This window comes from Actinomycetospora cinnamomea (assembly GCF_003096675.1).
GTDB lineage: Bacteria > Actinomycetota > Actinomycetes > Mycobacteriales > Pseudonocardiaceae > Actinomycetospora > Actinomycetospora cinnamomea.
This window is the reverse complement of the sequence record NZ_QEKW01000008.1, coordinates 46,363-58,487: the sequence shown is the minus strand read 5'-3', so window position 1 is coordinate 58,487 and position 12,125 is coordinate 46,363. Positions and strand designations below refer to the sequence as shown.

11 protein-coding genes and 1 tRNA gene are annotated in these 12,125 nt (G+C 74.8%); 7 read left to right on the top strand and 5 right to left on the bottom strand.

Annotation, left to right across the window (positions count from 1 at the left end; all coding sequences use genetic code 11):
• The first annotated feature begins 43 nt into the window (after nt 1–43).
• From C8D89_RS16265 to C8D89_RS16240, 6 genes are all read left to right on the top strand, one after another.
• Nucleotides 44–116, top strand: a tRNA-Ala gene (locus C8D89_RS16265).
• 216 nt (nt 117–332) lie between these two features.
• Complete coding sequence (locus C8D89_RS16260; RefSeq protein ID WP_207787261.1) at nt 333–1,130, top strand: hemerythrin domain-containing protein; 798 nt, start codon at nt 333–335, stop codon at nt 1,128–1,130.
• Between the two features lie 177 nt (nt 1,131–1,307).
• Nucleotides 1,308–3,065, top strand: a complete 1,758-nt coding sequence (gene ctaD, locus C8D89_RS16255; RefSeq protein ID WP_116709331.1) for an aa3-type cytochrome oxidase subunit I — start codon at nt 1,308–1,310, stop codon at nt 3,063–3,065.
• A gap of 80 nt (nt 3,066–3,145) precedes the next feature.
• Nucleotides 3,146–4,390 carry a phosphoserine phosphatase SerB gene (serB, locus tag C8D89_RS16250; protein WP_423717114.1) on the top strand — a complete coding sequence of 415 codons (1,245 nt, stop codon included), beginning with the start codon at nt 3,146–3,148 and terminating at the stop codon, nt 4,388–4,390.
• 25 nt (nt 4,391–4,415) lie between these two features.
• Nucleotides 4,416–5,204 (top strand): aminoacyl-tRNA hydrolase, encoded by a 789-nt coding sequence (locus tag C8D89_RS16245; RefSeq protein WP_116709181.1) that lies wholly within the window; start codon nt 4,416–4,418, stop codon nt 5,202–5,204.
• Entirely contained in the window at nt 5,201–6,040 is an 840-nt protein-coding gene (locus C8D89_RS16240) for an ATP-grasp domain-containing protein (RefSeq protein WP_116709180.1), read from the top strand. The genes C8D89_RS16245 and C8D89_RS16240 overlap by 4 nt, the downstream gene beginning before the upstream one ends.
• Before the next feature lie 3 nt (nt 6,041–6,043).
• Here the strand turns inward: C8D89_RS16240 and C8D89_RS16235 are convergent, their stop codons facing one another.
• Together C8D89_RS16235 and C8D89_RS29310 are read right to left on the bottom strand one after the other, a co-directional pair.
• On the bottom strand, nt 6,044–6,889 hold the full coding sequence (locus C8D89_RS16235; protein ID WP_116709179.1) for a class I SAM-dependent methyltransferase: 846 nt from the start codon (nt 6,887–6,889) through the stop codon (nt 6,044–6,046).
• Nucleotides 6,890–6,978: 89 nt separating this feature from the next.
• On the bottom strand, nt 6,979–7,125 hold the full coding sequence (locus C8D89_RS29310) for a hypothetical protein (RefSeq protein ID WP_165825745.1): 147 nt from the start codon (nt 7,123–7,125) through the stop codon (nt 6,979–6,981).
• Nucleotides 7,126–7,608: 483 nt separating this feature from the next.
• Between C8D89_RS29310 and C8D89_RS16230 the strand changes: the two genes are divergently transcribed.
• On the top strand, nt 7,609–8,613 hold the full coding sequence (locus C8D89_RS16230) for a class I SAM-dependent methyltransferase (protein ID WP_165825744.1): 1,005 nt from the start codon (nt 7,609–7,611) through the stop codon (nt 8,611–8,613).
• Here the strand turns inward: C8D89_RS16230 and C8D89_RS29795 are convergent.
• The 3 genes from C8D89_RS29795 to C8D89_RS16220 all read right to left on the bottom strand — a co-directional run bounded on the left by C8D89_RS29795 (nt 8,588) and on the right by C8D89_RS16220 (nt 12,116).
• Complete coding sequence (locus C8D89_RS29795) at nt 8,588–9,172, bottom strand: hypothetical protein (protein ID WP_207787260.1); 585 nt, start codon at nt 9,170–9,172, stop codon at nt 8,588–8,590. The two genes, C8D89_RS16230 and C8D89_RS29795, sit on opposite strands and share 26 nt — an antisense overlap.
• On the bottom strand, nt 9,106–11,589 hold the full coding sequence (locus tag C8D89_RS16225) for an AfsR/SARP family transcriptional regulator (RefSeq protein ID WP_207787259.1): 2,484 nt from the start codon (nt 11,587–11,589) through the stop codon (nt 9,106–9,108). Before C8D89_RS16225 ends, C8D89_RS29795 begins: the two co-directional genes overlap by 67 nt.
• Nucleotides 11,590–11,795: 206 nt before the next feature.
• Complete coding sequence (locus C8D89_RS16220; RefSeq protein ID WP_207787258.1) at nt 11,796–12,116, bottom strand: DUF4440 domain-containing protein; 321 nt, start codon at nt 12,114–12,116, stop codon at nt 11,796–11,798.
• Nucleotides 12,117–12,125 lie beyond the last annotated feature (9 nt).

The window sequence follows — 12,125 nt, the reverse complement described above, 5'->3', positions numbered from 1 at the left end:
CTCGTCGGCCGCGGGCCACCGGCGTGTAACGTTGCGTCGTGTTGGGGCTGTGGCGCAGCTGGTAGCGCATCACACTGGCAGTGTGAGGGTCAGGGGTTCGAGTCCCCTCAGCTCCACCCACGACGCACACACCGACGGGCCCGTCGCCGCTGGCGACGGGCCTTCGTCGTCCCCGGTCCCCGTCCGTTCGTGACCGGGCGGCATCGGGTAATGCCCGATCCGACGTCCGCGCAGGCCGAGCCGAGCCACCGAGCCGCCCGCGCCCGCCGCGCCGCGGCGTGCCCTGTCGAGGGCGCCTGCGCGCCGGCCCCGCCGAGTCCCGAGGAGGCCTCGTGACGACCTCGATCGCGCACCAGGACGACGCCCGGATGGGCGGGCCGCTGAGCATCCTGACCCTCCAGCGGCGCGACCACGAACGCCTGGACCGGCTGATGGACCGCGCCCGGCAGACCCTCGCCACCGGGGGCGTGGAGCACGAGGTGACGCTGCGCGCCCTCGCTCGCCTCGTCTTCACCCACGCCTTCGCGGAGGAGGCCGTGCTCTTCCCCGCCGCGCGCAGGGTGCTGGCGGAGGGCGACCCGCTGAGCCTGCACATCGAGTCCGAGCACCAGGAGGTCGACGAGCTCGTCGCCCGGCTCGACCGGTCGAGCCCGTCCGACCCCGAGCACGCCGACCTCATGGAGCGGGCCTTCGCCGCCCTCGACGAGGACGTGCGCTCCGAGGAGGACGAGCTCCTGCCGCGCCTGCAGCAGGAGCTCTCGGTGCGTCGCCTGCAGCTCCTCGGCCTGCAGTGGGGCCTGCTGCGCCTGACCTCGCCGACGCGGCCGCACCCCGTGGTGTCGCGGCGCCCGCCGGGCCAGGTCCTCTCCGCGCTGCCGCTGACGGTCCTCGACCGCGCCCGCGATCGGCTCCAGCAGCTCGGCGAGGCCCTCGGTGGCCGGGGTGCCGGAGTGCTGCGCACCGTGGACGGCGCCCTGGCCGGCGCGGCCGGCGCGGTGGAGCGGTTACCGATCATCCGCACCGGGGAGCGACCCGAGACCTCGCGCGGCACGGCCCCCGACCGCGACCGCACCGACGACGTGGCGCCGGTCCACCGGCAGGACCGCACGCGAGCCGAGCGCCCCGTCTGACGGGCGGGTCGGCACGGGGGGTGCACGGGGGCCGGGAGCCCTCCTACGACTGCTCGTCGTTGATGACGTCACCCGGCGAGCCGGGGGGCCGGACGGCGGTTACGATCCCTGCTGTCCGCGCACGTGCGGCCCACGGCCGCCGGGGTGGAGGAGACACACCGTGAGCAGGAGGCCCTCGTGACCGCCGTCGCCCCCAAGCCGATCTCGACCACGCCGTACCCGGCGCGGGAGTCGAAGCGCGGGTCGCTGATCGGACGGATGCTCCGGACGACGGACCCCAAGGACATCGCGATCCTCTACATGGTCACGTCGTTCGCGTTCTTCCTGATCGGCGGGCTGATGGCGCTGCTCATGCGCGCCGAGCTGGCCCAGCCCGGGCTGCAGATCCTGTCGGTGGACCAGTACAACCAGCTGTTCACCATGCACGGCACGATCATGCTGCTGCTCTACGCGACGCCGATCCTCTTCGCCTTCGCGAACTACATCGTGCCGCTGCAGATCGGGGCGCCCGATGTCGCGTTCCCGCGGCTGAACGCCTTCTCGTACTGGCTGTTCCTCTTCGGCGGCACCATCGTCGTCTCCGGGTTCTTCACCCCGGACGGCGCCGCCGCGTTCGGCTGGTTCGCCTACACCCCGCTCTCGAGCGTCATCTACTCGCCGGGTGTCGGCCCCGACCTCTGGATCGTCGGCCTGGCGGTCTCCGGTCTGGGCACCATCCTCGGCGGCGTCAACTTCGTGACGACCATCGTCTGCATGCGCGCCCCGGGCATGACGATGTTCCGGATGCCGATCTTCACCTGGAACATCCTCGTCACCGCGGTGCTCATCCTGCTGGCGTTCCCGATCCTCACCGCCGCCCTCTTCGGCCTGCTGGCCGACCGGCACCTCGGCGCCCAGATCTTCGCGCCCGAGGCGGGCGGCGTGATCCTCTGGCAGCACCTGTTCTGGTTCTTCGGGCACCCCGAGGTCTACATCGTGGCGCTGCCCTTCTTCGGCATCGTCACCGAGATCTTCCCGGTGTTCAGCCGCAAGCCGATCTTCGGCTACAAGACCCTGATCTACGCGACGCTGGCGATCGCGGCCCTGTCGGTGGCCGTCTGGGCCCACCACATGTACGCCACCGGCGGAATCCTGCTGCCGTTCTTCGCGTTCACCACGTTCCTCATCGCCGTGCCGACCGGCATCAAGTTCTTCAACTGGATCGGCACGATGTGGCGGGGCCAGCTGACGTTCGAGACGCCGATGCTGTTCTCGGTCGGCTTCCTGGTCACCTTCCTGTTCGGCGGCCTCACCGGCGTCCTGCTGGCCAGCCCGCCGCTGGACTTCCACGTGTCGGACTCGTACTTCGTGGTGGCGCACTTCCACTACGTGCTGTTCGGCACGATCGTGTTCGCGACCTACGCCGGCATCTACTTCTGGTTCCCGAAGATGACCGGCCGGATGATGGACGAGCGGATCGGCAAGTTCCACTTCTGGGCGACGTTCATCGGCTTCCACCTGACGTTCCTGGTGCAGCACTGGCTGGGCAACGAGGGCATGCCGCGCCGTTACGCCGACTACGCGGCCACCGACGGCTTCACCACGCTGAACACCATCTCCACGATCGGCGCGTTCATCCTCGGCGCCTCGACCCTGCCGTTCCTGTGGAACGTGTTCCACAGCTACCGCTACGGGCGTCCCGTCGAGGTGGACGACCCGTGGGGCCACGGCAACTCGCTGGAGTGGGCGACGTCCTGCCCCCCGCCGCGGCACAACTTCACCGAGCTGCCGCGCATCCGCTCCGAACGCCCCGCGTTCGAGCTGCACTACCCGCACCTCACCGAGCGCATCCGCCTCGAGGCCCACGTCGGTGGCGGCCACGAGAGCATCGGCGAGGCCGCGGCCGGGCGCACCGGCCAGGAGCACATCCCGGGCTCCGACCCCCGGAACAAGTGACCCGGGCCGTCCCCGACGACCAGCCCGACGAGCAGATCCCGGGAGCGCTGCCCGTCGTGACGGAGTCCACGGTGCGCGCCGTGCCCTCCGGCGCGGCGGGCGCGGGTGCCGAGCCGGTGCCGGTCCTCGTGACCGTCACCGGTCCGGACTTCCCCGGGGTCAACGCCGCGCTGTTCGCGGTGCTGGCCGAGCACTCCGCGGAGATGCTCGACGTGCAGCAGGCGACGATCCACCGGCGGATCACGCTCAGCGCGCTGGTCACGCTGCCCGGTGACCCGGCGAAGCTGCAGGCGGCGCTGGACCTCACCATGCCGTCGCTGGGGCTCTCCGTCACCGTCGAGATCGGCGGGGACGCCTCGTCGGTGCACCCGTTCTCGACCCACGTCGTGCTCGTGCTGGGACGCCCGATCACCGCGGCGAACTTCGCGGAGGTCGCGCGCGGGCTGGCGGCGATGCGGGTGAACATCGACCGCGTCCGGCGGATCGCCGACTACCCGGTGACCGGGCTGGAGCTGCGGGTCTCGCTGCCGGCCCAGGACCCGCCCAGCGACACGGCGCTGAGCCAGGCGCTCGCGGCGGCGGGGCGGCGCGCGCGGTGCGACGTGGCGGTCCAGCGCGTCGGGCTCGCCCAGCGCGCCAAGCGGCTGATCGTCTTCGACGTCGACTCGACGCTGGTGCAGGGCGAGGTCATCGAGATGCTCGCCGCACGCGCCGGGTGCGAGGACGAGATCCGGGCCATCACCGAGTCCGCGATGCGCGGCGAGATGGACTTCGCCGAGTCGCTGCACCGCCGGGTCGGGGCGCTGGCGGGGCTGTCGGCGAGCTGCCTGGACGAGGTCGCCGACGAGCTCGAGCTCACCCCGGGTGCGCGCACCACGGTCCGCACCCTCAAGCGCCTGGGCTACCGCTGCGGGGTCGTCTCCGGCGGGTTCACCGCGATCATCGACCGGCTCGTCGACGACCTCGGCCTCGACTTCGCCGCCGCCAACGACCTCGAGGTGGTCGACGGGCGCCTCACCGGCCGGGTCGTCGGCCCCGTCATCGACCGGGCCGGCAAGGCCGAGGCCCTGCAGCGCTTCGCGGCCGAGGCCGGGGTGCCGCTGGAGCAGACCGTGGCGGTCGGCGACGGCGCCAACGACCTCGACATGCTGGCCACCGCCGGGCTCGGGGTGGCGTTCAACGCCAAGCCCGTGGTGGCCGCGGCGGCCGACACCGCGCTGTCCCACCCGTACCTCGACGCCGTGCTGTTCATCCTGGGCGTCACCCGCGACGAGATCGAGTTCGCCGACGCGGCCGAGGGGCTCCTGCGCCGGGTGCCCCTTTGACCTCCGGTCTTGTGCGTGCTTGCCCGTGTTAGGGCACGGAGAAGCGCTCACACCCGCCCTGGCCCCGCTCGCCGCGCGGGTCTGCCCCTGGCTGGTGGACACGCCGGCGCCGGGGTGGGACGAGCCCGAGGACGGGGTCGCGCGCGCGATGACGCTGGTGCTGCGCCTCGAGCGGGACGCGCCGGCGCGCACCACGGTGCTCGAGTCGGCGGCGGCCGCCGCGCTCGCGCTCTGCCTCGACGAGCGCGCGGCCCCGGGCGGGCCGTGGTTCGAGGCGGTCGACGCGTGGGCGGGTGCCGGGCGGATCCGCAAGCTCACCCGCCGGGCCCGCACCGCGCACTGGCGGGCGGTGCAGGGGATCGACGGCGTGACCCTCGGCCCCGACGGTGCCGAGGTGCGCGCGCTCGTGCCGGGCCCGGTCGACGAGGTGCCCCACGAGGTGCGGCGGCTGCAGATCGGCGGGACGGAGCTGCCCGCCGACCAGCCCGGCCCGCCACCGCCGGGCGCGGCCGTGATCTGGCTGAACCCGGAGGTCGAGCAGACGCTGGGCAAGGCCGCCGCGCAGGTCGGGCACGCCAGCATGATCCTCGCGACCGTCCTGGCCGCCGAGGGTGCCGACCCGGCGGTGGTGCTGGAGGCCGGCGTGCGTCCCGCGGTGTCCGAGGACTGGGCGCGGTGGTGCCGCGCGCTGGCCGACGACCCGTCGGGGCGCACGGCGTGGGAGGAGCACGGCGTGGCGCCGGTGCGCGACGCGGGGTTCACCGAGGTCGCGCCCGGGACGGTGACCTGCATGGGCGCACGGCCGGCGTCGTGACCCGGGTCCTCGTCGCCGGCTCGCGGGGATGCGACGCGCGCGCCGACCGCGAGACCCGACCGCTGCTCGACGCGCTGGCCGTGCGGGGCGTCGACGCCTTAGCGACCGCCTGGGACGACGACACCGTCGACTGGGCGGGCGCCGACCTCGTCGCCGTGCGCACGACCTGGGACTACACCGCGCGCCGCGACGCCTTCCTCGCCTGGGCCGGGCGCGTCCACGCCGCGACCCGCCTGCTCAACCCGCTGCCCGTGCTGACCTGGAACAGCCACAAGCGCTACCTCGTCGAGCTCGCGGCGGCCGGTGTGCCCGTCGTCCCGACCACGCTGCTGGAGGCCGGCGGGCCGGCACCCGCGTCGCTGGGCGAGGGCACGCTGGTGGTCAAGCCCGCGGTGTCCGCGGGCGGGCGCGGCGCCCGGCTGGGGCCCGCCGAGGACCTGCGGGACACCGTCGCCGAGCTCCTGGCCGGTGGCGACGTCCTCGTCCAGCCCGCGGTGGAGAGCATCGGACGCGACGGGGAGGTCTCGCTGATCCGGCTCGGTGACGCGTGGTCGCACGCGGTGCGCAAGCTGCCCGCCGCCGGCGGGTTCCTCGTGCACGAGAAGCACGGCGGGCGCCTGGAGGACCACACCCCGACCAGTCGCGAGGTGGCGGTCGCCGAGGCCGCCCTGGCCGCCGCGCCGGGCCCGGTCGCCCCCGCCCGCGTCGACCTCGTCCGCCTCGAGGGGGAGCCGGTGGTCATGGAGCTCGAGCTCGTCGAGCCCGAGCTCTTCCTGCCCCGCGCTCCCGGCGCCCCCGGCCGCCTCGCCGACGCCCTCCTCGCGACCCTGCCCTGATCCCTACCGCCGTCGGGCGGTGACCAGCAGGTACTCGGCCTCGTAGGCCGTGCGGCCCGGGGTGTCCGAGCCGTTCCACGCGGTGAGGAACTGCAGGAACGCCTCGTCGAGCTCGGCGACGCGCTCCGGGTCGCCGGACTGGTAGCGGTAGACCGCGATCGTCGGACCGTAGTTGCGCTTCCAGTACTCGCGGAACGCCAGCGGGTCGGGGGCGTGGTCCATCACGATCCGCTGCCGCACGGTCTCCAGGTCGGTCACGCGGTCGCCGAACAGTTCCGCGACGTGGCCCTCGTCGCCCCAGCGGGGCGGCGGGGTGGCGCCGGGCGGGGGTGGCGGCGCGTACGGCCCCATCGTCTTGAACAGGTGACCGATGAAGCCCTCGGGCGTCCAGTTGATCATGCCGATGGTGCCGCCGGGACGGCACACCCGCACCAGCTCGTCGGCGACGAGCTGGTGGCGTGGAGCGAACATCGCGCCCACGCAGGAGGTCACCACGTCGAACGTGGCGTCCGCGAACGGCAGGGCCTCGGCGTCCGCCTCCACCCACTCGATCTCGACGCCTCGCCGGGCGGCGACCGCCCGTCCCGCGTCGAACAGCTCGGGAGTGAGGTCGGACGCGGTGACGGCGGCGCCACGCACCGCGGCCGGGATCGCCGCGTTCCCCGAACCGGCGCCGACGTCGAGCACCCGCTGGCCGGCACGCACGTCACAGGCCCGCACGAGCTCGGGACCGAGCTGCGGGATCAGCTCGGCCGCGACCGCGGGGTAGTCGCCCGACGCCCAGAGCGCACGGTGCTTGGCCTTGAGCGCGCGGTCGGCGTCGGTGGTCGTGGTGGTGGTCGTGGTCATGATCGTGTCCTTCCTGGTGGGTCGGTCCCGCGTGCCGATGATGGCGAGGTCGTGCTCCGGGATGGTTGGACGGCGGTGAAATGCGCTGGTCAGGGGCCGAGCAGGGCCGCCGCGTCCCAGGACCAGGCCTCGGTCAGGGGCAGGGTCACGGTGAGGACGGCGCCGTCGCGCGCGAGGCTGCAGATCGGGAAGACCCCACGCAGGAGCGCGAGGACCGCGCCGTTCTCCGCGAGCACCTCGGCGGTGAGCTCGCGTTACCCCGCCGCGACGGCGCGCTCGCGCAGCGCGCGCAGCAGGACCGTGCCCACACCGCGGCCGTGCCAGGCGGGGCCGGCCGCCCTCCGACGGGGGACGGGCGCGTCCCGGCGGCGGGCGCTTCCGGAGCACGGCGGGACGCCGGGTCCCCTGCTCGCCGGTGGGCCGGGCGCCGGGCTGCGGGACGGTCGTGGTCATGGTCGTCCCTCTCGGGTGCGGGACCGCCACGAGCGGGGTCCGGTTCCCGCACGGTGCGCCGCCCGGGCCCGGGAAGGTCTGGGGACGCGTGAAGCGCGCACGCCACGGCCCCGCCGTCACACCCCTCCTGACCAGGACGTTTCATGCTCGTCGAAGCGGTGCCGACCGTGCGCGGCGCACCCTCGTCACCGATGCGCGGCCGCACCGGGGAGGACGAGATGGGACAGGCGCCACCGACGGACGGCCGTCGGCTCACGGTCGGACCCGTGGTCGACCGCACGGAGCTGTCGCGTCTCGCGTACGGCTTCATGGCCTCGAAGGCGCTGTTCGCCGCGCTCGGGATCGACCTGTTCAGCCGGTTGTCCGACGGACACCGCACGGTCGCGGCGCTGTCCGCCTCCACCGGGGTCGCCGCCAACCGCCTGGAGACGCTGCTGCACGCGCTCGCCGGCATCGGGCTGGTCGTCGCCCACCCGGACGGGTACGTCAACGCGCCCGCCGCCGAGCGACACCTGGTGCGCGGGGTGCCGGGCGATCTCGGGCCCTACTTCCGGCTGCAGGTCTCCCAGCAGGTCTACCCCGCGCTGGTGCACCTGGACGCGGGGCTGGCCGGGACGGGCGCGGCCTTCGACACGTGGGCCGGCCTCCTCGCCGACCCGCGCGAGGCGCGCACCTTCACCGAGGCCCAGCACGCCGGTTCGCTCGGCGCCGCCCGGAGGCTCGCGGACCGGCTCGCGCTCGCCGGGCCCTGCACGGTGCTGGACGTCGGCGGCGGCAGCGGGGCGTTCTCGATCGCGTTCTGCGAGCGGGACCCCGATGTCCGGTCGACCGTCCTCGACCTCCCGGCGGTCGTGGACGTCGCGCGGGAGTACCGGGACGCGGCCGGCCTCACCGACCGCGTCGCGCTGCTCGCCGCCGACGCGGTGCGCGACCCGTGGCCGGACCGACAGGACGTGGTGCTGATGTCGTACCTGCTCAGCGCGCTCGGCGACGGCGAGATCGACGTGGTGCTCGCCAAGGCCCACGCCTGCCTACGGCCCGGCGGGCTGCTCGTCGTGCACGACTTCATGCTCCACGACGACGAGCCCGGCCCGGCCCCGGCGGCCCTGTGGTTCCTCCAGTACGTCGCGTGCCGCCCCGACGCCGTGTCGTTCTCGGGCGCCGCCCTGGCCACGCGGCTGCGGGGCCACGGGTTCGAGCCCCGGAGCGCCGACGTCCTCATCCCGGAGATCACCAAGGTGGTGCTCAGCTCGACGGTGGTGCCGACGTGACCACCCCGACGACGGAGCTCGAGGCACGGCCGGGTCGACCCGGCGACCGGCACCGGGCGGCGAGGCGGGCCCGGGCGAGGGCGACGGCACCGGAACCGGTGAGGGCCGATCCCCGTCGGGCGGCGGCGGCGAACCCCTCGTCGCCGAGGGCGGCCGCGGCGTGGTCGAGCCGCCGGGCGTCGAGGGGCGACGGCTTGCCCGCCGCGACGAGGGCGTGGTGGAGGACGACGGCGTCCTCGTCGGCGCCGACCCGGACGAGCAGCCGCACGACGTAGCGGAGGTTCAACCACTGCTGGGTCCAGTCGCCGACACGGTCCCAGTGGTCGAGGACCACGGCGAGCGCCGCCACGCCCGTGGCGGGGTCGGCGTGCACGGCCCGCGTGGCCGCCGCCTCCATCAGTGCGATGCCGTACCACCAGAAGTTGCGCACGGAGGCGGCGAGCTCCGCGGCCTCGTCGAACTGCGCCAGCGCCCGCTCCGGGTCGGACTTCTTCAGCACGAGGCCCAGGGCGTAGCGCGCCATCGACAGCGCCGTCGGGTTGCCGGTGGTCCCGGCCACCTCGACCGACTCCCGGGCCGCGGACATGCCCTGCTCGGGCGTGCGCAGCACCGCGCGGCAGACCGCGACGTAGTACAGGGTCCACACCAGCCGGACCGGGTCGCCGTCGGCACGTGCGCGTCGCACCTCGCCCTCGTAGTGGTGCAGCGCGGTGACGGCGTCGCCCTCGTAGAGCGCGACGTCGGCGAGGACGTCCCCCGGGTAGGCGATGCGTGCGGTGCCCCGCCCGGGCACGGCCCCGCCGGCCCGCTCGGCCAGTGCGCGCGCCGCGGCGAACTCGCCGCGGTTCCAGGCCCCGGGGCGGCGGCGCCCACGGCCGCGACCCGCAGGGAATGGTCGCCGTGCACGAGCTCGAGCGTGCGCTCCGCCCAGCCGGCCCACTCGTACCCGACCCGCAGGTGCACCAGCTCGGACACCGACGTGACCAGCACCAGGGCGGTGTCGACGTCCCGGTCGGCGACGGCCCGCTCGAACGCCGTCCGCAGGTTGTCGTAGTCGGGCAGGGTGCGCTCGACCCATGCCCGCTCGTCGCGTCCGTGCAGGGCGCGGGCGACCTCCCCGCCCAGCGTCGCGAAGTACCGGGCGTGCGCCTGCCCGATCTCGGCCTCCGCCCCGGCCTCGCGCAGGCGCTCGCGACCGAACGCCCGCAGGGTCTCCAGGACGCCGTACCGGGACCGCTCCGACGCGGTGCGCACCGTCACCAGGGACTTCTCGACCAGCCCGGCGAGCAGGTCCAGCGTGTCGTCCTCGACGGCGCCGGGGTCGCCGCACACACCGTGGGCCCCGGCCAGGTCGAACCCGCCCGTGAAGACCGACAGCCGCGCGAACAGCGTCTTCTCGGGCTCGGAGAGCAGGCGGTAGGACCAGTCGATGGTGGCCTTGAGGCTCTGGTGGTGGGGGAGGGACCCCCGCGTGCCGAGGCGGAGGAGCCGTCCGCGGTCGAGGCGCCCGGCCACCTCGGCGGGGCTCATGACGCGCACCCGGGCGGCGGCCAGCTCGATCGCCAGGGGGAGACCGTCGAGCCGGCGGCACACCTCCGAGACCACCGCGGCGTGCTCGCCGTCGAGGCGCAGGTCCGGGCGCGCGGTGCGGGCGCGTTCCGCGAACAATGCCGCACCGTCCCCGGCCGACAGGGGAACCAGCGGCAGGAGGCGCTCGCCCTCGACCGCGAGGGCCTCCCGGCTCGTGGCGATGACGACCACCCCCGGAGCGTGCTGCACCACCTGGTCGACCAGCCGGGCGGTGGCCTCGAGGACGTGCTCGCAGTTGTCCAGCACGAGCAGCAGCTCCCGGCCGCGCAGGTACTCGATCACGGTCTGCTCGATCGTGAGGCCCTGGCGTTGTCGCACCCGCAACGCGACCGCCACCGCGTCGCTGACCGGCCCGTCGTCGTCGAGCGCCGCCAGCTCGCAGAGCCACGCGCCGTCGGGGAAGCGGGACTGCTCGCGCACGGCGCACTCGACGGCCAGCCGCGACTTGCCCACCCCGCCGACCCCGGTCAACGTGACGAGCGGTCCGTCGCGCAGCGCGGCGACGACGCGGGCCGCGTCGGCCTCCCGTCCGACGAAGCTGGTCACCCTGCGGGGCAGGTTGCCCGCGGGCCCGGCCGGCCCGGGTGGCGGTCGCGCCGGGCCCCCCGGCGCGGGGTCGGCCACCGGCGCGACCCCGACGGGCACGGGGGCGCCGGCGTCGCCGGCCAGGACCTGCTCGTGGACCTCGCGGAGCGCGGCTCCCGGATCCGCGCCCAGCTCGTCGCGGAGCCGGCGGCGCATCTGCTGGTAGGTGTCCAGGGCGTCGGCCTGCCGGCCGCTGCGGACCTGGGCGAGCATGAGCTGGCCGGCGAGGCGCTCGTCGAGCGGGTGATCGCGCAGGGCGGCGGCGATCTCGGCGAGCAGGTCGGCGTGCCGCCCGGCGCGCAGCGCGGCGTCGTTGCGGTCGAGGGTGGCCGCGAGGCGTTCGGCGACCAGGGACGTGCGGAGGCCGTCGAACCAGGGGGTGTCGATCGTGGCGAACGGCTCCCCGCGCCAGAGGCCCAGCGCCCGGTCGTGGAGCGCGAGGGCGTCGGCGGGACGGTGCGCCGCGCGGGCCTCGGCGACCAGGCGCCGGAAGCGGTGCAGGTCCACCGCCAGCGGGTCGGTCCCGAGGGCGTAGCCCCCGGGGCCCCGGGTGATGCGCACACCGGGGACGCCGGCCAGGAGGTGGCGCAGGCGCGATACGTAGGCCGAGAGGGCGTTGCGCGCCCGGTGCGGGGGCCGGTCCGCCCACACGCGGTCGATCAGTTGGTCGACCGGGACGGCACGGTCGACGTCGACGAGCAGGGCCGCGAGGACGCAGCGCTGCCGGGCGTGACCGATGTCGAGCTCGTGGCCGCCGAGCCGGACGTCGATCTCGCCCAGCAGCCGGAACTCGACGGCCATCGCGCCTACCTCCGAGCGCCGGGACCCGGTCGGGCCTCGAGCACCCGTTCCTACTCCTCCTGCGTGACCCTGACCAGGGCGTCCCAGGACCGCCCCGTACCCGCACGCGGGAGTGCCGACCGCACACGGGGTGTGCGAGCAATGCGGCTTTGCTGGCACTCAACGCCAGGATCGCCACATTCTCGCGGCGGCGACACGCCGGGGCGTCAGGTCGCGGCGCGCGGGCGGATGGTCAACGCGGTGATGCGCCCGTCGGCGTCGAACGCGAACGCGAAGTCCAGGCGTACCGGGCTGCCGGGGAAGTCGCCGGCCACGACGGCGTCCGCGTGCGCCACGCCCTCGCCGGGCTCGATCGCCTCGACATCGTAGGTCACGGCGGGCACGTCGCGGCGCCACGCGCGGAGGTCGTCGCGGCGGCCGCCGTCGTCGACGACGACCGCGTCGTCGGCGAACAGCGCGACGTAGCGCTCGACGTCATCGTCCACGGCCGTGGCGAAGTACCGCTCGACGAGTTCGGTGGTGGTCACGGGTGCGCT

Coding starts and splice junctions, on each gene's coding strand:
- C8D89_RS16235 (WP_116709179.1), bottom strand. CDS start 6,889: ATGACCACGACCACCACCACGACCACCGACGCCGACCGCGCGCTCAAG.
- C8D89_RS16225 (WP_207787259.1), bottom strand. CDS start 11,589: ATGGCCGTCGAGTTCCGGCTGCTGGGCGAGATCGACGTCCGGCTCGGC.